The sequence below is a fragment of the Xanthobacteraceae bacterium genome, assembly GCA_019454205.1.
In the GTDB taxonomy this organism is placed as follows: Bacteria; Pseudomonadota; Alphaproteobacteria; order Rhizobiales; family Xanthobacteraceae.
In genome coordinates, this window is the sequence record CP075369.1 from 924,841 (window position 1) to 943,767 (window position 18,927).

21 protein-coding genes are annotated in these 18,927 nt (G+C 64.1%); 8 read left to right on the forward strand and 13 right to left on the reverse strand.

The window, feature by feature from the left end; genetic code table 11:
- Window positions 1-139: 139 nt before the first annotated feature.
- Entirely contained in the window at window positions 140-568 is a 429-nt protein-coding gene (locus KF794_04525; protein ID QYK45965.1) for an organic hydroperoxide resistance protein, read from the forward strand.
- Between the two features lie 74 nt (window positions 569-642).
- Here the strand turns inward: KF794_04525 and KF794_04530 are convergent, their stop codons facing one another.
- The 4 genes from KF794_04530 to KF794_04545 are packed head-to-tail and all read right to left on the reverse strand — an operon-like array spanning window position 643 to window position 2,377.
- Window positions 643-1,038, reverse strand: a complete 396-nt coding sequence (locus tag KF794_04530; GenBank protein QYK45966.1) for a cupin domain-containing protein — start codon at window positions 1,036-1,038, stop codon at window positions 643-645.
- Window positions 1,039-1,068: 30 nt separating this feature from the next.
- Window positions 1,069-1,482 carry a VOC family protein gene (locus KF794_04535; protein ID QYK46589.1) on the reverse strand — a complete coding sequence of 138 codons (414 nt, stop codon included), beginning with the start codon at window positions 1,480-1,482 and terminating at the stop codon, window positions 1,069-1,071.
- A gap of 41 nt (window positions 1,483-1,523) precedes the next feature.
- On the reverse strand, window positions 1,524-2,018 hold the full coding sequence (locus tag KF794_04540; protein ID QYK45967.1) for an SRPBCC family protein: 495 nt from the start codon (window positions 2,016-2,018) through the stop codon (window positions 1,524-1,526).
- Entirely contained in the window at window positions 2,015-2,377 is a 363-nt protein-coding gene (locus tag KF794_04545; protein ID QYK45968.1) for a helix-turn-helix transcriptional regulator, read from the reverse strand. The genes KF794_04540 and KF794_04545 overlap by 4 nt, the downstream gene beginning before the upstream one ends.
- Before the next feature lie 135 nt (window positions 2,378-2,512).
- On the opposite strand from KF794_04545, the gene KF794_04550 reads away from it, so the two are divergent.
- Complete coding sequence (locus tag KF794_04550; GenBank protein QYK45969.1) at window positions 2,513-2,860, forward strand: ArsC family reductase; 348 nt, start codon at window positions 2,513-2,515, stop codon at window positions 2,858-2,860.
- An 86-nt stretch (window positions 2,861-2,946) separates the two neighbouring features.
- Complete coding sequence (locus KF794_04555) at window positions 2,947-4,560, forward strand: peptide chain release factor 3 (protein ID QYK45970.1); 1,614 nt, start codon at window positions 2,947-2,949, stop codon at window positions 4,558-4,560.
- Between the two features lie 165 nt (window positions 4,561-4,725).
- Here KF794_04555 and KF794_04560 read toward each other — a convergent pair whose 3' ends face one another.
- Window positions 4,726-5,628 (reverse strand): NAD(P)/FAD-dependent oxidoreductase, encoded by a 903-nt coding sequence (locus KF794_04560; protein QYK45971.1) that lies wholly within the window; start codon window positions 5,626-5,628, stop codon window positions 4,726-4,728.
- A gap of 187 nt (window positions 5,629-5,815) precedes the next feature.
- On the opposite strand from KF794_04560, the gene panB reads away from it, so the two are divergent.
- From panB to der, 4 genes are all read left to right on the forward strand, one after another.
- Entirely contained in the window at window positions 5,816-6,658 is an 843-nt protein-coding gene (gene panB, locus KF794_04565) for a 3-methyl-2-oxobutanoate hydroxymethyltransferase (protein QYK45972.1), read from the forward strand.
- Between the two features lie 110 nt (window positions 6,659-6,768).
- Window positions 6,769-7,482, forward strand: coding sequence for a tetratricopeptide repeat protein (locus KF794_04570; protein QYK45973.1), 714 nt, complete (start codon window positions 6,769-6,771; stop codon window positions 7,480-7,482).
- A gap of 3 nt (window positions 7,483-7,485) precedes the next feature.
- A complete protein-coding gene (locus tag KF794_04575) occupies window positions 7,486-7,806 on the forward strand; it encodes a hypothetical protein (GenBank protein QYK45974.1) in 321 nt (106 codons plus the stop codon).
- An 83-nt stretch (window positions 7,807-7,889) separates the two neighbouring features.
- Entirely contained in the window at window positions 7,890-9,311 is a 1,422-nt protein-coding gene (gene der, locus KF794_04580) for a ribosome biogenesis GTPase Der (GenBank protein QYK45975.1), read from the forward strand.
- Here the strand turns inward: der and KF794_04585 are convergent, their stop codons facing one another.
- From KF794_04585 to KF794_04610, 6 genes are all read right to left on the reverse strand, one after another.
- Window positions 9,312-10,058, reverse strand: a complete 747-nt coding sequence (locus tag KF794_04585; GenBank protein QYK45976.1) for an SDR family NAD(P)-dependent oxidoreductase — start codon at window positions 10,056-10,058, stop codon at window positions 9,312-9,314.
- 145 nt (window positions 10,059-10,203) lie between these two features.
- Window positions 10,204-11,700, reverse strand: a complete 1,497-nt coding sequence (locus KF794_04590) for an amidophosphoribosyltransferase (protein QYK46590.1) — start codon at window positions 11,698-11,700, stop codon at window positions 10,204-10,206.
- Window positions 11,701-11,702: 2 nt separating this feature from the next.
- Window positions 11,703-12,392: a CvpA family protein gene (locus KF794_04595; GenBank protein ID QYK45977.1), complete on the reverse strand. Its 690-nt coding sequence runs from the start codon at window positions 12,390-12,392 to the stop codon at window positions 11,703-11,705.
- Window positions 12,393-12,551: 159 nt separating this feature from the next.
- Entirely contained in the window at window positions 12,552-13,958 is a 1,407-nt protein-coding gene (gene radA, locus KF794_04600) for a DNA repair protein RadA (protein QYK45978.1), read from the reverse strand.
- Window positions 13,959-14,008: 50 nt separating this feature from the next.
- Window positions 14,009-15,010 carry a TIGR01620 family protein gene (locus KF794_04605; GenBank protein ID QYK45979.1) on the reverse strand — a complete coding sequence of 334 codons (1,002 nt, stop codon included), beginning with the start codon at window positions 15,008-15,010 and terminating at the stop codon, window positions 14,009-14,011.
- On the reverse strand, window positions 15,007-16,461 hold the full coding sequence (locus KF794_04610) for a YcjX family protein (protein QYK45980.1): 1,455 nt from the start codon (window positions 16,459-16,461) through the stop codon (window positions 15,007-15,009). The genes KF794_04605 and KF794_04610 overlap by 4 nt, the downstream gene beginning before the upstream one ends.
- A gap of 175 nt (window positions 16,462-16,636) precedes the next feature.
- Between KF794_04610 and KF794_04615 the strand changes: the two genes are divergently transcribed.
- Window positions 16,637-17,053, forward strand: a complete 417-nt coding sequence (locus KF794_04615) for a hypothetical protein (GenBank protein ID QYK45981.1) — start codon at window positions 16,637-16,639, stop codon at window positions 17,051-17,053.
- Window positions 17,054-17,124: 71 nt separating this feature from the next.
- Here the strand turns inward: KF794_04615 and KF794_04620 are convergent, their stop codons facing one another.
- Both KF794_04620 and alr read right to left on the reverse strand, forming a co-directional pair.
- On the reverse strand, window positions 17,125-17,721 hold the full coding sequence (locus KF794_04620) for a DUF4337 domain-containing protein (protein ID QYK45982.1): 597 nt from the start codon (window positions 17,719-17,721) through the stop codon (window positions 17,125-17,127).
- A 24-nt stretch (window positions 17,722-17,745) separates the two neighbouring features.
- On the reverse strand, window positions 17,746-18,867 hold the full coding sequence (gene alr, locus KF794_04625) for an alanine racemase (protein ID QYK45983.1): 1,122 nt from the start codon (window positions 18,865-18,867) through the stop codon (window positions 17,746-17,748).
- Window positions 18,868-18,927 lie beyond the last annotated feature (60 nt).

An 18,927-nucleotide genomic window follows, 5' to 3' on the forward strand; every position in this document is an offset into this window, starting at 1 on the left:
CCGGCAAGGCAAACGTGAGTATCCACAAACATATATCGCAATAAATATTATGCTTGACAAGGTTTGGAAAGGGTAGGTATTTACTTATCACGATAAGTATTATTGTTACATATTCAAAGGCAGAAACAGGAGCCTGACCATGAACGTCCTTTATCGCACCGAAGCCACCGCGACCGGCGGCGGCCGCAACGGCAATGTCGCAACCACCGACGGCGCATTCAGCGCCGTACTGGTCAGCCCGAAAGAGCTTGGCGGCTCCGGCGCGCCCGGCAACAATCCCGAACAGCTTTTCGCCGCGGGTTATGCAGCCTGCTTTCTCGGCGCGCTGAAATTCGTCGCGAACCAGAAGAAGGTGAAGCTCGCGGACAAAACCAACGTCACCGCTTCGGTCGGCCTCGGCAAGCGCGACGACGGCAAGGGCTTCGGCCTCGATGTCGAACTTAAAGTTTCGGTGCCGGAAGTAGACCCGGCGGTCGCGAAAGAACTCGTCGATGCCGCGCACATCGTCTGCCCGTATTCGGACGCGACGCGCAGCAATCTCGATGTGCGGCTTTCGCTCGCGGCCTGAGCGAAGCAGGCGGGCAATACCGGCGGCGTCGCGGGACGCCGCCGTTTTGCGTTTCGTATTTCACGCGGCAGGTTTTATTTCCGGTACTGCGCGTCGCTGACCTGTTCCAGCCAGTCAACCGCCTTGCCGTCCAGCGCTTCCTGAATCGCGATGTGCGTCATCGCGCTGTTCGCGCTCGCGCCATGCCAGTGTTTCTCGCCGGGCGCGAACCACACCACGTCGCCCGGTTTGATTTCCTCGACCGGGCCGCCTTCGGTTTGCGCCCAGCCAATACCCTCGGTCACGATCAGCGTTTGTCCGAGCGGATGCGTGTGCCATGCGGTGCGCGCGCCCGGCGCGAAGGTGACGCTGGCCGCGCGCACGCGGGCGGGCGCGGGCGCTTCCACCAGCGGCTCGACCTTCACGTCGCCGGTGAAATAATTCTCCGGTCCTTTGTTCGCGCTGCGTGCGTTGCTTTGTTTGATGTCCATGATGCTGTTCCGCCGGGTGAGGGAAAGAGCCTACACCATTTCCTGCGGCACCATCACCATCCAGTGCACGCCGAATTTGTCCTTCACCATGCCGAAGCTCGGCGAGAAGAATGTCTTCGCGAGCGGTTGCGTGACTTCGCCGCCATCGGAGAGCGCGGAAAAAAGTTTCTGCGAATCCGTTTCGTCCTTCGCGCTGAGGGAAAGGCAGAATCCTTCGAATGCCGGCTGGCCCTTGGCCCAGCCATCGGAAGCCATGAGCAGGGTATTTCCGACAAAGAACGAAGCGTGCATCACCTTGTCGCCGGACACGCCATCGGGACCCTGGCCGTCCGGGCTTTCGCCGAAGCGCATCATCATGCCCACCTGCGCGCCGATCGCCTTCTTGTAGAATTCCAGCGCTTCTTCGCAGCGCCCGTCGAAGAACAGATAGGGCTGCACTTTCATGTTGGCAGCGGCGGTCATGTTGGTTCCTTTCTTCGTGCAGGTTAGCTCGCCGGCTTGAATCCGGCCTTGATGAAATCGGTCATCTGCGTTGCGACCGTGCCCCAGCCGTCGTGGAATCCCATCTGCTCATGTTGTTTGCGGGTTTCCTCGTTCCCGTGAATCGCAATCGCAGTGTAATGCGTGCCGGAGCCGCGTGGTTCCAGCAAGAGTACGGCGGTAAAGAACGGCTTGGGCGCGGGGCGAAAACCCGGCAGCAGCGTATCGGTGAAGACGAGGCGGCGGTTTTGCAACACTTCGAGATAGCAGCCGCGGTTCGGAAACTCTTGTCCTTCCGGCGAGCGCATCGTGGTCGAGAATTCCCCGCCGGGGCGCAGGTCGATTTTGCAATCGGTGATCGACCACGGCCGCGGCACGAACCAGTGTTTCAGATGTTCCGGCGTGGTCCACGCTTTCCAGATGAGTTCAGGCGCCACGTCGATGTCGCGTTCCAGCACGAGGTCGAGCGCGGGATCCGCCTTGAAAAATCCGTTCGTCATTTTTCTTCTCCCTTTTTCATTTTCAGCAGATACTCGTCGAGCTGGTCGAGCCGCTTCTCCCAGAAGCGGCGCTGCCTGCTCAGCCAGTCTTCCGCGAGCTTGAGGCGATTGACGCTGAGTTCGTAGGTGCGCACGCGGCCCTGCTTGCGCGAGCGCACGAGGCCGCAGCCTTCCAGCACCTTCATGTGTTCGACGAAAGAGGGCAGCGCCATGCGGTACGGCGCAGCGAGATCGCTGGCGGAGGCAGGCTTCTGGCTCAGCCGTTCGACCACGTTGCGGCGCGTGGGATCGGCCAGCGCGCGGAAGATTGCATCGACATTGGCGGAACCGGACGCCGCACTGACGGCTTGCGCATTCATGTTCGTGGATTCCGATTTGAGGTCAGGCGCGAAACTAGGCTGCGAATATACTTAGGTAAATACCTAAGTATTGAAATTCGTGCGGTTCTCTAAAGCGTGCGTGAAGGGGAGGCGCATGCACGCTATAAATGGCGCATGACCATCACCATTTACGGCATCAAGAACTGCGACACGATGAAGAAGGCGCGCGCCTGGCTGGACAAGCGCGGCGTCGCGTATTCGTTCCACGACTACAAGACGAGCGGCATCGAGCAGAAGAAACTCGAAGGTTGGGCGAAGAAGGCGGGCTGGGAAGCGCTCCTCAACCGCGCGGGCACCACGTTCCGCAAACTGGGCGAGAAGGAGAAGGAAGGCATCACCGAAAAAAAGGCGATTGCGCTGATGCTCTCGCAGCCCTCCATGATCAAGCGCCCGGTGCTGGAATTGCCCGGCGGCAAATTGCTGGTCGGCTTCAAGCCGGAGGAATACAGGAAGGCAGTCTGATTTTCTGCCGCGCGGGCATCGCGCGCGGTTCCGCTTGACCCCGGCGTCCGATTCAGGGATCACGTCGCGCCGAAAGTCCCGCAGCCATGTCCGACACTTCTCTCACCCATCCCAAAGCCAACGAAACGCCAATCGAGCGCGAAGTCGCGCGCCGGCGCACGTTTGCGATCATCTCGCATCCGGACGCGGGCAAGACTACGCTCACCGAAAAGCTCCTGCTGTTCGGCGGCGCGATCAATCTCGCGGGCGAGGTCAAGGCGAAGAAGAACCGCATCAACACGCGCTCGGACTGGATGGCGATCGAGCGCGAGCGCGGCATCTCGGTCGTGACCTCCGTGATGACGTTCGAGTTCGGCGGGCTGGTGTTCAACCTGCTCGACACGCCAGGCCACGAAGACTTCTCCGAAGACACCTACCGCACGCTGACCGCTGTCGACTCCGCCGTCATGGTGATCGACGCCGCGAAGGGCATCGAGGCGCGTACGCGCAAGCTGTTCGAGGTCTGCCGCCTGCGCGACATTCCCATCGTTACCTTCATCAATAAAATGGATCGCGAGAGCCGCGACCCGTTCGAGATCCTAGACGAGATCGAAAAGACGCTGGCGCTCGACACCGCGCCGGTGACCTGGCCCATCGGCCGGGGCAGGGATTTTGCGGGTACGGTGGAGCTTTCCTCCGGCGGCGTTCGCCGTCTCGAAGCCGACGCCAACGCCGCACGCGAAAAGATGGACGCGGCGCAGATGGCTTCGCTCGGTGCGAACCTCGATGCGGCGGCGCTCGAAGAGGAATTGATGCTGGCCAAGGAAGGCACCAAGAAATTCGAACTTGGTCCCTTCCGCGAAGGACATCTTACTCCGGTGTTCTTCGGCTCCGCGCTGAAGAACTTCGGCGTGCGCGATCTCTTGGAAGCGCTTGGCGATTACGCGCCGCAGCCGCGCGCGCAGGTCGCCGACAAGCGCACGGTGGAAGCGGCAGAGCCGAAGCTGACAGCCTTTGTCTTCAAGATTCAGGCGAACATGGACCCGAACCACCGCGACCGCATCGCGTTCGCGCGGCTCTGCTCCGGCAAGCTCTCGCGAGGCATGAAGGTGAAGGTCGCGCGCACCGAAAAACAGATGGCGCTGAATGCGCCGCAATTTTTCTTTGCAAAGGATCGCGCGCTGGCCGAGGAAGCCTATGCCGGTGATGTGGTCGGCATCCCGAACCATGGCGTGCTCCGCATCGGCGACACGCTGACCGAAGGCGAGGCGCTGAACTTCGTTGGCGTGCCTTCGTTCGCGCCGGAAATCCTCCGCCGCGTAAAGCTCGGCGATCCGATGAAGGCGAAGAAACTCAAGGAAGCGCTCCAGCAACTCGCGGAAGAGGGCGTGGTGCAGGTGTTCCAGCCGATGGACGGCGCGCCGGCCTTGGTCGGCGTGGTTGGCCCGCTACAGCTCGACGTGCTGAAAGCGCGGCTTGACGCCGAGTACGGCCTCCAGATTTCGTTGGAGCAAAGCGAGTTCGATCTTGCGCGCTGGGTATCGGGCGAGGATCGCGCCAAAGTGGACACCTTCATCAGCGCCAAGACGTTTTCGATGGCGACCGATCTCGACGGCGACCCCGTGTTCCTCGCGAAAAGCAACTTCGACCTCGACTACACGCGCGAGCGCGCGCCGGGCGTGGTATTCAGCGACATCAAGGACGTGAAGAAGGCGGCGTAGTGCGGCCTCATGGTGAGGAGCGATGCGAAAGCATCGCGTCTCGAACCATGATGCTCATCCTTCGAGACGCGCGCAACCGATCTAGGGTCTACCCGAGATCGGAATTTAGATGACCAAGTCGGGTAAACCCGACTTGGTGGGCGCGCTCCTCAGGATGAGGATGGTTCAAGCCAAATTCCGCTCCAGTTCGTTATGGATCTTCGTCGCGGCAATCGCGGCATGGCCGATGCCGACGCTGATCTGGTGCAAATCCGAAACCACGTCACCGGCAGCATAAATGCCTCTCACCGAAGTCCGCTGGCAGTCGTCGACGATCAGGTTGCCGGTTTCGTTCGCCTTCGCGCCGAGGGCGGTCGCGACAGTCGAGCGAACCTCGCAGCCCAGCGCCGGATAGAGCACGTCGAACTGCATCCGCTTGCCGGATTCGAGCACCGCGGTAATGCCTTTGCCGGCGCGGTCGATATCGACGGCGCATTCGGGGGAGAGGGTAACCGCTGCTTCTTCCATCGCGCGCCGTGCTTCAGCGGAGGCTTTTGCCGGATCATCGATGCAAAGCAGCGTCACGTCCTTTGAATAGGTTCGCAGGAACAGCGCTTTCTTCCAGCCGGTCTCCACGTCGCCCAGCACGGCAATGCGCTGATCGCGCGCTTCGTAGCCGTCGCAGATCGGGCAGAAACGCAGCGCGCCTTCGTAAACCGCGTCGCGCAGGCCGGGCAGCGACGGCGTTTCGTCGATGATGCCGGTCGCCATGACGATTCGTTTCGCGGCGATGGTTTTGCCGTCTGCGGTGGTGACGAAACCGTCGCGTGCTTCTTCGAGCTTGCTCACTTCGCCTTTTCGGATTTCGGCCCCGTATTCCTCCGCATGCTCGCGCAATTTCGCGAGCAGCGCCTTACCGGAGATGCCGTCTTCAAAGCCGGGATAGTTATGCGAGGTCGGAATCCATGCCGCGCGGCTTCTTCCCGCGTCGATCACCAGAACCCTGCGCCGGTAGCGGGCAAGATAGATTGCCGCGGTCAGTCCCGCAGGCCCGCCACCCACGATCAGGCAGTCATAGGCGTCGCTCATGGAAATCCCCCGTTCGGCTTCGTTAACGCGGGAGAGTGCTATTCGGTTTCCGCACCGCCGCGACAGATTCGCCTCCGCACCCCTTCCGTTGTAAACACCCGCTCCCTATCTGCTGGCCCGCGCGGACTACGGAAAATCGTTATCCCGCAAAACCGTTGGCCAAAGGGAAGCGAGCAGGAGAGCGCCCATGTCGATCCAGAACACCGCCGACATCCGCCGGAACACCGCACCCGACATCCGCGCCCGCAAGGGCCGCGAGCCGATCGTGTCGCTGACCTCCTACCACGCCCACACCGCGCGCTGGCTCGACGCCCATGTCGACCTGCTGCTGGTCGGCGACTCGCTCGGCATGGTGATGCACGGCTTCGAGACCACCGTGCCGGTGACGCTGGAGATGATGATTTTGCAGGGCCACGCCGTCATGCGCGGCTCGAAGAAAGCGCTGGTCGTTGTCGACCTGCCGTTCGGCACCTATGAGGCCAGCCCCGAACAGGCATTCCACACCGCCGCCCGCGTGCTGAAGGAAACCGGCTGCGGCGCGGTGAAGATGGAAGGCGGGGTGAAGATGGCGGAGCATGTGCGCTTCCTCACCGATCGCGGCATCCCGGTGATGGGCCATGTCGGCCTGACGCCGCAGTCGATCAACACGCTCGGCTCGTTCCGCGCCCGCGGCCGCGAGGAGAGCGAGTGGGGACCGATCCTCGACGACGCCAAGGCGATCTCGGATGCCGGTGCGTTCTCCATCGTGCTGGAAGCGATGGCCGAGCCGCTGGCGCAGAAGATCACGAAGGAAGTCCCGGTCCCGACCATCGGTATCGGCGCGTCTTCGGCCTGCGACGGCCAGATCCTCGTGCTCGAAGATCTGCTCGGCCTGTCGCCGCGCGTGCCGAAGTTCGTGAAGCAGTACGCCGACATGGGCCGCCTGATCGAGGAGGCGGTGTCGAGCTACGCGAACGAGGTCCGCGACCGCTCTTTCCCGGCGGCGGAGCATGTTTACGCATTGAAAAATAAGGCAAAAACCGGCGCCTGAGCCGGTTGCCACGATACGCCCACATCTCTATTTTACGCCCGCTTTAACGAAAAACGGGCTATGGGAGCGCGTCTCCGCGAGAGGCTTGGGACGCGACCCTCGGGAATTGCATGTCGGACATTATCCGCGAAGTCGATGAAGAACTGCGCCGCGAGCGCCTTGCGAAGATCTGGAAGCAATACGGCGGCTACATCGTCGGTGCGGCGCTGCTGATTGTCGCCGCCACCGCCGGCTGGCGTGCGTGGGAATACTACGCGGAGAAAGCCGCGGCCGAAGCCAGCGCACGCTTCGAAGCGGCGCAGAAGCTCGCCAATGACGACGCCAAGTCTGACGAGGCGAAGAAGGCACTGGGCGACATCGTCGCCAACGGTCCTTCCGGCTACAAGCTGCTCGCGCGCTTCCGGCTCGCGGGCGAGATCGGCGAGAAGAACGCGCAGGAAGGTGCGGCCGCCTTCGACGCCATCGCCGCCGACACTTCGGTCGAGCAGAACTTCCGCGACATCGCGCGCCTGCGCGCGGCGAAGCTGCTCGTCGACACCGCCAGCCCCGAAGACCTGAAAAAGCGGCTTGAGCCGCTGCTCGGCGCGAAGGGCAATTTCGGCTTCTCCGCGAAAGAACTGATGGCGCTGGCCTATATCCGCGCCGGCGACCGCCAGAACGCCGAACTGCAGTTGATCGAACTGACCCTGCACCCGGAAGCGCCGCAGAGCATCGCGCAGCGTGCCCGCGCGTTGATCCAGATTTTACCTGAGCCGAAGGAAAAGCCTGCTGTCGCGCCGCAGACGCCGCCGCCCGCGCAGTCGCCGCTCCTGAAGAAGCAGTAAGCCATGCAGGTCCGCCGTCCTCTCGCATCGATGTTTCGCGTGGCGCTGATTGCGCTGCCGCTATCGTTTGCGCTGGCGGCATGCGAGACGTTGCAGGACCTGAACCCGCTTGAGGAAAAGAAGGCGCCGCTGACGGGCGACCGCAAGCCGGTATTTCCGCAAGGCGTGCCGGGCGTCGAATTCAACGCCCCGCCGCAACAGCCCTCGAACTCGAACATCGACGTCACGCAGCAGCCCCAGCAGCCGCAGGCGAATCCGGACGGACCGCAGAATCCGGCCGCGAACCGCAACAACGAAGACCCATGGGCTGGGCAGCGCCGCTGATCGCGGCGTTGGGCCGGGCAGCGCCGTTAATCGCGGCGTTTGGGCTGGTCAGCACCGCCAAGCGCAGTTAAGCCGGTCACGGCATGTCTCCTTCCGTCGCCATCGTGGGCCGGCCCAATGTCGGCAAATCCACCCTGTTCAACCGTCTGGTCGGGCAGCGCATCGCGCTGGTCGACGACACGCCGGGTGTGACGCGCGACCGCCGCGAGGGCGAAGCGAAGCTGGCCGATCTCTCGTTCCGGATTTTCGATACCGCGGGTTTCGAGGAAGCGGGCGCGGAGAGCTTGGCAGGCCGCATGCGCGCGCAGACCGAAAGTGCAATCGCCGATGCGGACGCGGTGCTGTTCCTGGTCGATGCCCGCGCGGGCCTGCTGCCCGATGACAAGGTATTCGCGCAGATCGTGCGCAAGTCCGGCAAGCCCGTGATCCTCATCGCCAACAAGAGCGAAGGGAAGGCGGCTGCGTCCGGCGCGCTGGAGGCTTATGCGCTTGGGTTGGGCGATCCGGTACCGCTCTCCGCCGAACACGGCGAGGGCTTGAGCGAACTCTACGACGCGTTGCGCAAGATTTTTCCGCGCGAGGATCGCGAGGAGGAAGACGAAGAGGAAGTGGGCGGCGAAGCAGGCGAGGAAAAAGCGCCGAAGCCGGAAACCATTCGCGTCGCGGTGGTCGGCCGCCCGAACGCGGGCAAGTCCACGCTCATCAACAAGCTGATCGGCGAGGACCGTCTTGTCACCGGGCCGGAGCCGGGCATTACCCGCGACTCCATCGAGGTGCCGTTCGAATACGGCGGCCAGAAATTCGAGATGCTCGACACCGCGGGCATGCGTAAGCGGCCGAAGGTACAAGAGAAGTTGGAAAAACTTTCGGTTGGCGACAGCCTGCGCGCGATCCGCTTTGCGGAAGTCGTGGTGCTCCTGATGGATGCGACCATGCCGTTCGAGGAGCAGGATTTGCGCATCGCCGACCTCGTGGTGCGCGAAGGCCGCGCGCTGGTGATCGGCATGAACAAGCGCGATCTCGCGCCGCCTTCCGAGACGGCGGCAAAACGTCTGCGCGAGGAATCCGATCACTGGCTGCCGCAGGCGAAGGGGATGCCGGTGGTGGCGCTTTCCGGCCTGCACGGTGACGGTCTGGATAGACTGATGAAAGCCGTGGTCGAAACCTACGAAGTGTGGAACCGCCGCGTGCCGACTTCCGTCATCAACCGCTTTCTGGACCGCGCGCTGGCGCAGAACCCGCCGCCTGCCGTTTCTGGCGCGCGTATCAAGCTGCGCTACATGACGCAGAACAAGGCGCGCCCGCCGAGCTTCGTGCTGTTCGGCACACGCACCGATGCGCTGCCGGAGTCTTATCTGCGCTACCTGACCAACGGCATCCGCGAGGCGTTCGATCTGCCGGGCGTGCCGGTACGGCTTGCATTCCGCCAGCCGGACAATCCGTTCCTGCGTAAAAAACCAAAGCGCGATGCGCGCGGCAAGCGGAAGAAAGTGAACAGGAAGTAGTTACGCCGGCCCCCGATAGCTCAGCCACTTCTTCTGCGGGTAATCGTAAAGCTGTCCGTTCTGGGTTACCGACGGCAGGCAAAGTTCGACGATCGCTTCCGCGACCGTCTCCGGTGGAGTCAGCGTCATCGGATCTTCGCCCGGCATTGCCTTCGCGCGCATCCGCGTCCGGATCGGGCCGGGGTTGAACAGGTTGACCTTCATCGGCGTGGTCGAAACTTCCGACGCATAGGTGCGGACCAGCATGTCCATCGCGGTCTTCGACACCGCGTACGGTCCCCAGTAGGCGGTCGCCTTGTTCGCCGCGCCCGACGAAATGAACACCGCGCGAGCGGCATCGGAAGCGCGCAGCAGCATGTCGAGCGAGCGGATCAGCCGGTAGTTTGCGGTGACGTTGACCGCGATCACTTCGTCCCATGCCTTCATGTCGACGTGAGGAATAGGCGAGAGCACGCCGAGCTGTCCCGCATTGCCGACCAGGATGTCGAGCTTCTTGAAGCGCTCGAACAGCGCCGCGCCCATGCGATCCAGGTCGTCGTATTTACGCAGGTCCGCGGGCACCAGCGTCGCGGTGCCGCCGAGCTTGCTGATTTCGTCGTCGAGTTCTTCGAGGCCGCCGGTGGTGCGCGCCAGCGCAATCACATGCGCGCCCTTGGCGGCGAGCGATTTCGCGACCGCCGCGCCGATCCCGCGCGATGCGCCGGTAACGAGCGCGATTTTGCCGGAGAGAGGTTTGTCGTCTGCCATTAAAACTATTCCTCATCCTGAGGAGCGCTCCACGGGAGCGCGTCTCGAAGGATGAGGTTTCCTATAGCAAGAGTTTCTGGAGTGAAAGCGTCGTCCTTCGGCGCGCGCGGATGCTTTGCGCCCGCGCTCCTTAGGACGAGGCCAGCTAGCTCGCCTCGGCCAGCAACGAAAGTTGCCGCGGGCTCGCTTCGCCGTTCTTGTCGGTCAGCGGCGTCGGATAATCGCCCGTGAAGCAGTGATCGGTGTATTGCGGCCGTTCCGGGTTGCGCTTGCCCGCGCCCATCGCGCGATACAGGCCGTCGATGGAGAGGAAGGCGAGGCTGTCGGCACCGATATATTTGCGCATCTCTTCGAGGCTGTGGGTCGCGGCCAGCAGCTTGTCCTTGTCCGGCGTGTCGATGCCGTAGAAGTCCGGGTGCGTGATCGGCGGGCTGGCGATACGGAAGTGGACTTCCTTCGCACCCGCCTCGCGCATCATGCGCACGATCTTCACCGAGGTCGTGCCGCGCACCAGCGAGTCGTCGATCAGCACGACGCGCTTGCCTTTCACCGCCGCGCGGTTCGCGGAATGCTTCATGCGCACGCCGAGTTCGCGGATCTGCTGCGTCGGCTCGATGAAAGTGCGGCCGACATAGTGGTTGCGGATGATGCCGAGTTCGTAGGGAATATTCGCTTCCTGCGCGAAGCCGATGGCGGCGGGAACGCCGGAGTCGGGCACGGGCACCACCACGTCGGCGGGAACGAGGGACTCGCGGGCAAGCTCGGTGCCGAGGTTGCGGCGCACTTCGTAGACGCTTTTGCCGCCCACGACCGAGTCCGGCCGCGCGAAGTAGATGTATTCGAAGATGCAGGGGCGCGGCGTCATCGGCGGGAACGGCTTGTGCGACTCGACGCCTTCCGACGAGATCACGATGATTTCGCCGTTCTCGACGTCGCGCACGAACTTCGCGCCGATGATGTCGAGCGCGCAGGTCTCGGAAGTGAGGATGGGCGCGCCGTTCAGTTCGCCGAGCACCAGCGGGCGGATGCCCTGCGGGTCGCGCGCGCCGATCAGCTTCTTGTTGGTGAGGCCGACGAAAGCATAAGCGCCTTCGATCTCGCGGATCGCATCGACGAAGCGCTCGATGAAGCGCGGGCGCTTTGAGCGCGCCAGCAAGTGCAGGATGACTTCGGTGTCGGAGGTGGACTGCATGATCGCGCCGTCGCGAACAAGCTGGCGGCGGAGCGTGAGGGCGTTGGTCAGGTTGCCGTTGTGGGCAATGGCGAAGCCGCCGCCGGTCAGTTCGGCGAACAGCGGCTGCACGTTGCGCAGGATGGTTTCGCCGGTGGTGGAGTAGCGCACATGGCCGACCGCGGTATCGCCGGGCAGGCGGTCGATGACGTCGCGCTTGGAGAAGGTGTCGCCGACAAGACCGAGCCGGCGTTCGGAGTGGAAGCGTTTGCCGTCGTAGGAGACGATGCCGGCCGCTTCCTGGCCGCGATGCTGGAGCGCATGCATCCCTAGCGCGGTGAGGGCGGTGGCGTCGGGGTGCCCGAAGATGCCGAAGACCCCGCATTCCTCTCGCAGCGTGTCTCCGTATGCGTCGAAGTCGCCGTCTACTAGATGCGTTTCGTGCGCCACGTCGGAACCTCTCTCCGGGATCGCTACTGCTGCGATTGCCCGGTGCTCTCGAGGAGCTGGTTGAACACCTGCCGGTCGTTCTTCTTATAAGTAGGCTCTTTGGTCTGCGTAACAAGATTATCGGGCGGCAATTGGGTGCGGCCCGGCACCGGCGGCGTTTGCGGATTTGCATCCGGCGGCGTTGCGTCGTCGCTGGTTCCGCGCCGGTTCAGGATGGAGCGCACCCGCGCCTCGATGTCGTCGGGCAGCACCGAGATCAGCCAGTCGCCGGTATTTTTCAGGATGTGGAACGAGCGCGCCTCGGCCGCCCACGAGGGCAGGCTCTTTTCGGGCACCAGCCACAGGAAGAAGATGAATGCGACCACCATCACGATCAGGCCGCGGGCGAGTCCGAAGATGAAGCCGAGCGTGCGGTCCAGCGCACCGATGCGGCTGTCGAGCACCATGTCGGAAATCTTGACCGTGATCAGCGAGACGATCAGCAGCGTGATCAGGAAGATGCCGCCCGCCGCGATGCCGGTCGCGATCAGGTCGTTGTTCACATACTGTTTCACATAGGGCAGCACGCGCTGGTAGCCGTAGACGGCGGCAAGCGCGGCAAGAACCCAGGACGCGATGGAAAAGACTTCCCGCAGGAATCCCCGCACCATGGCGAGGACGCCGGAAATCAGCATCACGGCGAGAAGACCCATATCGAGGTAGGTAATGGGCATGGAACCTCGGTGTTTGGGCCGATCATGGCCCGATTCGGAACCGGCTTTCGCGCCGCGCCATGCATATAGACCCAGGCCACGCCGCCGTCACCCGGTCCCTCGAAACGTAATCAACGATTTCTGGCAGCCATGCGCGGCGCAGTTGCCGCAGGGCGGGGCTTATGCCCGGTCGCGCTCCGGCAGCTTGCGGACCTTCGGCGCGGTAGCCGCGATCTGCGCGACGAGGGCGTCGAGCGCCGGGACCGCCCGGACCGCCAGTCCTTCGGAGGAGTCGCCGCGTCCCGCTTCGGGGATGACGGCGCGCGCGAAACCGAGCTTGGCCGCTTCCTTCATGCGCGCGGTTGCCTGTGGCACGGCACGCACCGCGCCGGTCAGGCTGGCCTCGCCGAAATAGACGCAGTCGGCGGGGAGCGGCGCGCCATAGAGCGACGAGATCAGAGCGGCGGCAATCGCGAGGTCGGCGGCTGGTTCGTTGATGCGCAGTCCGCCCGCGACGTTGAGGTACACATCCTGCTGGCCGAGCCGCACGCCGCAACGCGCTTCCAGCACGGCGAGGATCATCGAGAGGCGGCTTTGATCGGCACCGACCACCGCGCGGCGCGGCGTGCCGAGGGAAGTCGGTGCGACCAGCGCCTGAATTTCCACGAGCAGCGGCCGCGTGCCTTCCAGCCCGGCGAACACGGCCGTTCCCGGTGAAGACGTATCGCGGTCGGAGAGAAACAGCGCGGACGGATTTTCGACTTCCGCGAGACCGCCGCCGGTCATCTCGAACACGCCGATTTCGTCGGTCGGGCCGAAGCGGTTTTTCATCGCGCGCAGGATGCGAAACTGGTGCGCGCCGTCGCCTTCGAACGACAGCACGGCATCGACCATGTGCTCGACCACGCGTGGCCCGGCGATCTGGCCATCCTTCGTGACATGGCCGACGAGCACGATGGTCGTGCCCGTGCTTTTCGCGAAGCGGAGCAACTGCTGCGCGGAGCCGCGCACCTGCGTCACCGTTCCCGGCGCGCTTTCGACCGAGTCCGTCCACATGGTCTGGATGGAATCGATCACGGCGAGCGCCGGAGCTTTACCTTGTGAAAGCGTGGCGACGATGTCTTCCACGTTGGTTTCGGCGGCGAGTTCGACCGGCGCGTCGGCGAGGCCGAGGCGCTGCGCACGCATGCGCACCTGATCGACCGCTTCCTCACCGGAGACGTACACGACGCGCTTGCCCGCGCGCGCGAGTGCGGCGGCCGCCTCGATCAGCAGCGTCGATTTGCCGATGCCCGGATCGCCGCCGAGCAAGATCGCGGAGCCGCGCACGAAGCCGCCGCCGGTGACGCGGTCCAGTTCCTTGATGCCGGAGGCGATGCGCGGCGCTTCCTCGGATTTTCCGCCGAGCGATTCCAGCGCGATCAAGCGGCCCTTGCGCGAGGTGCGCTGGTTCGCGGGCACGGCGCTCGCTGCCGACTGTTCCTCGACGATGGTATTCCACTCGCCGCAGGACTCGCACTTGCCCTGCCAGCGCGGGGAAACCGCGCCGCAGTTCTGGCAGACGAAATTGGAGCGGGCTTTGGCCATGAGAATCGCGAAGGTGAAAGTCGGCCGTCAGCCTAGCACAGGCGTCAGGCTCACTCGCCCTTCTTCGGCAGCAGGTTGCCCGCGAGATCGGAGAGCTTCGGCCGCGGCAGTGCCGCGAAGGGCAGCGGGCGCGTGACCTCGATCGCGGCAATGCCGAGCCGCGCGGTGAGCAACCCGTTCAGCACGCCTTCGCCGAGCCGCGCGGAAAGTTTCGCGGCAAGGCCCTGGCCCAGCACCTGCTGCACGATGGAATCGCCGATGGCCATGCCGCCGGTGAGCGCGAGGTGCGAGACCACATGGCGCATCAGCCGCAACATGCCGAGCAGGCCGGGGCGGCCGCCGTAAAGCGTCGCCAGCTTGCGGATGAGGAAAATCGTGTTCGCGAACACGAAGATCATGTCCACCGCAGCGCGCGGCGAAATCGCGGTGACGAGCGAGACGCGCTTCGCGGCGCTGCTCACCAGTACGCGCGCTTGCGCGTCGAGGCCGCTCATCATCTCGCGCTCGGCGAGGCGCACCAGATCCGCGCCGTCGATAATCTCGCCGGTATAGCCTTCGACCGACGTGCGCGCGCGGGCGAGTGCGGGCATCGCACGCGTGAGCGAGAGCAGCTCGCCGACCACGGCCCTGCCTTCGTCGCGATTGTCGGAGGCGAGAACTTCCGCCGCGCGCTTTTGCAGGTGCTCGATCTTGGCGAGACGGAACACCGCCCACAATTCGCGCGTGGCGATGACGAGCAGCGCGAGCAGCGCCAGCGCGGTCAGCCCCGCCGCGAGCCAGCCGAGCCACGGCGCGACCGCGAACATGGACTGGATCAGGTTCGTCACCGCGAGGCCGAAGGCGAGCGACACCAGTCCGCTCGCCGCGGTCCAGAACAGCTTGCCCCAGAACCGGCGGCGCGGCGGTGCGCTCTCGACCACTGCCGGAAGGTTCTCGGCGTCCGTTTCGAGTTCGCGCAACTCCTCGCGCGTGAATACCGGCTCGGCTGGCGCGACCGTCACGCGCGGATCGTCGGCGCGGAACGCGGCGGGCTTGGAGGGTTGTGCGCTCATTCGAGATAGTCTCCGGCCAGGAACTGCAACGCGCGGTCGAGGCGAATATGGGGCAGCGACGGCGTTCCGCCAGCAGCAGAGTCGAGCAGGGGCGGGCGGAACTTCACGAAGCGATAGTCGCTCTCGTCGTGCGGGGCCGCGGCGAGGCCCTTGAAGGTCCAGTCCTTGCCGTCACCCGGCATCGGCAGTTCGCCGGGAAACAGCGCGATCTCGCGCGAGCCGTCGAAGGTTTCCCCGCCCGCGATCTCGCCCGCCTGCGGCGTGCCGACGATGGCGGAGAGTTTCTCGCCGTCGCGCGTGACGACAGCCTCGCGCGTCGCGCGGACGGAGGCGAGCGCAACCACATCGGTCCGTGCGCCGGTGAGCGCCGCGCCGCCGATGGCATCCGCGACCATGCGCGAGAGGATCGCTTCCAGCCGGTCATGACCGCTGTGGTGCAGGTGATCGGCTTTGGTCGCCGCGAACAGCACGCGGTCGATGCGCGGGCGGAAGATTGCTGAGAGCCAGGTTTTCCGTCCCGTGTTGAAGCACGCGACGACCGCGGCGAGCGTCTGTTCCAGGTCGCGCAGCGCTTCCGGCCCGGAGTTGAGCGCGGAGAGCACGTCCGCCAGCACGATCTGCCGGTCGAGCCGCGCGAAATGTTCGCGGAAGAACGGACGCACCACGGAATTACGATAGGCCTCGTAGCGCGACGCCATCATTTCCCAGAGCGAGCCGCGGGGCGCACTCTCGCCGGACTGCACGTCGAGAGGTGCGAAGGTGACGGCGGGGGAGCCGGCAAGGTCGCCCGGCATCAGGAAGCGCCCCGGAGGCAGCAAGCTCATCGCGAAGCGCTCGTCGCGGCAGGCGATGAGATAGTCCGTGAAGAGTTTTGCCGCTTTGATCGTTGCCTGCTCGTCGGCGGGCGAGGCGGGAGAAAGCGTGGCGAGATGCGCGTGCCAAGCTGCGGCCAGCGCCGCGCGCGGACCTTCGCGCGAAAGCGCGAGGCTTTGCGCGGACCACTCCTCGTAGCTTTTGTCGAGCAACAGCAGGTCGAGCAGCCATTCGCCGGGATAGTCCACGATGTCGAGGGTCAGCGTGCGCTCGCGCCCGTTCTTCGACTGGTATTCGATGAGTAGCCGCAGTTCGCTGATCTGACGCGTGGACTCCGGCCAGCGCCGCGCCTGCGTGAGATCGCGCAGGTGCGTCTCGTAATCGAAGCGCGGCACCGAAGCGTCCGGTTGCGGGCTAAGCCGCACGCGCGCGATGCGTCCCGAAGTCAGCGCCTCGAACACGGGAAGGCGCGTGCCGTGCAGCAGCGCATGGATCAACGCGGTGATGAACACGGTCTTGCCGGAGCGAGACAACCCGGTAACGCCGAGTCGCAGCGTAGGGTTGAGCAGGTTGCTGCCGTAGTCGGCCGCCGCCCGCGCCGCCAGCCGTGCTTCCTCGATAATGTCGCCGACCGCCATGAATGTTCCCGTGCTTCCGGTAGCGAATATGGAGAGTTTTTCGGCGGATGCGAGTCTGCCCCGGACCGTGTCTTGTTGCCTGCCTGCATGGCGTGAGGCGGAAAACTGTGCTTACCTTGCTATGTAAGCAAGCCTCGTGGGGCGAGGCGGAAACGTCAAAAGGGGTTAGTAAAGAATGGCTGCTCTGGGTCTGGTCGGTCTGATCGTTGTTGTCCTTCTGGTTATCGGCGCGCTCGTCGTCACCATCCTGTTTCGCGACAAGCTGCGCCGTCTCATCGTCGCGACGGCGGACTTTCTCATCATCTTCCTGAGCCTTGTCGTCGTCATCGTCTCCGCGGTCAGCGGCGCGATTTCGATGGAACAGGCAGGACGGTTCAGTGGCACCAACGGCCTCGGAATCATCGGCTTTATTCTTGGTGCCGGTATCGGCTTTCTGGTGGCGTGCATTCTTGCCGCGACCTTCCTGTTGCTCGCCGAAATCGCGAAGAACACCCGCCGCGTGCTCGCCTATTACGAGCCGGAAGCGGCGGCGCCCGCGCAGCAGCAATATGCTGAGCCGCAATACTACGACGATCGCGGCGCGCGCCGCTGAACGGCGCTTCCCGCCAAACGAAAACGCCGCCCTTCGGGGCGGCGTTTTTTTTATTCGCGTGTTTCCCGCTGCTAACCGAGGAACGGTATCTCGACCAGCAGCAGGTAGCCGTTGAGCATGAGCAGCGTGCCGATCGAGCCGAGCGTCGCGCCGAAATAGACCAGCCACGCAAGACCGGAAACGATAGCGACCGAAACCAGCACGATCGCGATTTGCAGGAATACTTCCGCGTAATCGAAATAAGGATCCTGTTTCAGCGCGTGTTCGCGCTTTTCCTCGTGGATCTTCGCGCGCGCGAGCAGTTCCTTTTTGCCTTCCTGCGTTTCCGGCTCGGTTTCGTAGCGCGCGACGTTCTTGCGATAGGCGTCGATCTTCTTCTGCATCTCCGCCTTGGTTTCCGGGGCGAGCGCCGGGTTCGCCATCGCGATTTCGAGATTGTCGGCGGCGAGTGCGAAATTGGTCTGGCGGATATTCTTCGCCTGATAGAACGCATAGAGGTTCGACGCGAAGATGTTGTTGTTGGTCGCTTCCTTCGCCGCGTTCTGCCCGCCGAGGCCGGTGATCGCGAGCAGCATGGCGAGCACCGCGATCAGGATTGCCGCGCGCTGCTTGAATTTGTCGTCGGCACGTTCGGCATCCATCATCTCACCGGCTTCGTCGGCTTTCATGATTGTCTCCCAGTATTAAAAAAATTATTCGGAATAAATCCGCTTCCAGCGCGGTCCGAGCGCCGTCAGCACTTCGTAGCCGATGGTGCCTGAATGCGAGGCGAGATCGTCCACCCCGATGCCGTCGCCGAGTAGCGTGACGAGGTCGCCGCGTTTTGCTTTTCCGGCAGGCACGTCGGTCACGTCCACCACCAGCAAGTCCATCGAAATCCTTCCCGCGAGCGGACAGCGCACGCCCGCGACCATCGCTTCCGCGCCGTCCTTGTCGTCGCGGGAACCGGCTGCGCGAAAGATTCCGTCCGCATAACCGGCGGAGAGGATGGCGAGCTTCGAGTCGCGCGCGAGTTTGCGTTGCGCGCCGTAGCCGACCGTGGTTCCCGCCTTGGCGTCGCGCACGGTAACGATGCGCGCTTGCAGATTTACGACGGGCCGCATCGGATTTTCGCCATCCGCCAGCGCGCGTCCGCCATAGAGCGCGATACCGGGACGCACCAGATCGAAATGCGCTTCGGGGAACGCGAGCAGCCCTGCGGAGTTGCAAAGCGAAGCGGGAATGCCGGGAAATTTGGGCCGGATCGCATTGAACATGTCGATCTGCTGCCGGTTCAGCGGATGCGAAGGCTCGTCCGCGCAGGCGAAGTGGCTCATCAGCAGCGACGGTTTGAACGCGATGTCGTCGGTCGGCAGTTTCGGCGCCAGCGCTTCCGCTTCCGCAAGCGAGATGCCGTGGCGGTTCATGCCGGTATCGATGTGGATGGCGGCGGGTGCTTCCTCGCCGTTCTCCTTGCAATGCGCGTTCCATTCCTCGATCTCGGCCATCGAACCGAGCACGGGCCGCACGTCGATGCCGCAGATCAGTTCCGCGGTGCCGGGGTTCACGCCGTTCAGCAGATAGATGGTGACGGACGGCATCAGCGTGCGCAGCCGCAACGCCTCGTCGAAGGTCGCAACGAAAAAAGTATCCGCGCCCGCTTTTTGTAGCGCGAGCGCCGCCTGTTCCAGCCCGGTGCCGTAGCCGTCGGCCTTCACCACCGCTGCGCACTTCGCGGTGCCCGCGCGCTCGGCCAGCGCCGACCAGTTCGCGGCCAGCGCCGCGAGGTCGATGGTGAGCAGGCCGGTGGACTCAGGGGAGAGGGTCGTCGTCATGGCCGCGCTTATATCCGATTGGCCGCCGTTGCGCGCGTACAGGTGATCTGGTTCGGGCGC

Excerpts from the sequence above, each read along its gene's own strand:
- KF794_04525 (QYK45965.1), top strand. The coding sequence starts at position 140 with ATGAACGTCCTTTATCGCACCGAAGCCACCGCGACCGGCGGCGGCCGC.
- KF794_04530 (QYK45966.1), bottom strand. The coding sequence starts at position 1,038 with ATGGACATCAAACAAAGCAACGCACGCAGCGCGAACAAAGGACCGGAG.
- KF794_04535 (QYK46589.1), bottom strand. The coding sequence starts at position 1,482 with ATGAAAGTGCAGCCCTATCTGTTCTTCGACGGGCGCTGCGAAGAAGCG.
- KF794_04540 (QYK45967.1), bottom strand. The coding sequence starts at position 2,018 with ATGACGAACGGATTTTTCAAGGCGGATCCCGCGCTCGACCTCGTGCTG.
- KF794_04545 (QYK45968.1), bottom strand. The coding sequence starts at position 2,377 with ATGAATGCGCAAGCCGTCAGTGCGGCGTCCGGTTCCGCCAATGTCGAT.
- KF794_04550 (QYK45969.1), top strand. The coding sequence starts at position 2,513 with ATGACCATCACCATTTACGGCATCAAGAACTGCGACACGATGAAGAAG.
- KF794_04555 (QYK45970.1), top strand. The coding sequence starts at position 2,947 with ATGTCCGACACTTCTCTCACCCATCCCAAAGCCAACGAAACGCCAATC.
- KF794_04560 (QYK45971.1), bottom strand. The coding sequence starts at position 5,628 with ATGAGCGACGCCTATGACTGCCTGATCGTGGGTGGCGGGCCTGCGGGA.
- panB (QYK45972.1), top strand. The coding sequence starts at position 5,816 with ATGTCGATCCAGAACACCGCCGACATCCGCCGGAACACCGCACCCGAC.
- KF794_04570 (QYK45973.1), top strand. The coding sequence starts at position 6,769 with ATGTCGGACATTATCCGCGAAGTCGATGAAGAACTGCGCCGCGAGCGC.
- KF794_04575 (QYK45974.1), top strand. The coding sequence starts at position 7,486 with ATGCAGGTCCGCCGTCCTCTCGCATCGATGTTTCGCGTGGCGCTGATT.
- der (QYK45975.1), top strand. The coding sequence starts at position 7,890 with ATGTCTCCTTCCGTCGCCATCGTGGGCCGGCCCAATGTCGGCAAATCC.
- KF794_04585 (QYK45976.1), bottom strand. The coding sequence starts at position 10,058 with ATGGCAGACGACAAACCTCTCTCCGGCAAAATCGCGCTCGTTACCGGC.
- KF794_04595 (QYK45977.1), bottom strand. The coding sequence starts at position 12,392 with ATGCCCATTACCTACCTCGATATGGGTCTTCTCGCCGTGATGCTGATT.
- radA (QYK45978.1), bottom strand. The coding sequence starts at position 13,958 with ATGGCCAAAGCCCGCTCCAATTTCGTCTGCCAGAACTGCGGCGCGGTT.
- KF794_04605 (QYK45979.1), bottom strand. The coding sequence starts at position 15,010 with ATGAGCGCACAACCCTCCAAGCCCGCCGCGTTCCGCGCCGACGATCCG.
- KF794_04610 (QYK45980.1), bottom strand. The coding sequence starts at position 16,461 with ATGGCGGTCGGCGACATTATCGAGGAAGCACGGCTGGCGGCGCGGGCG.
- KF794_04615 (QYK45981.1), top strand. The coding sequence starts at position 16,637 with ATGGCTGCTCTGGGTCTGGTCGGTCTGATCGTTGTTGTCCTTCTGGTT.
- KF794_04620 (QYK45982.1), bottom strand. The coding sequence starts at position 17,721 with ATGAAAGCCGACGAAGCCGGTGAGATGATGGATGCCGAACGTGCCGAC.
- alr (QYK45983.1), bottom strand. The coding sequence starts at position 18,867 with ATGACGACGACCCTCTCCCCTGAGTCCACCGGCCTGCTCACCATCGAC.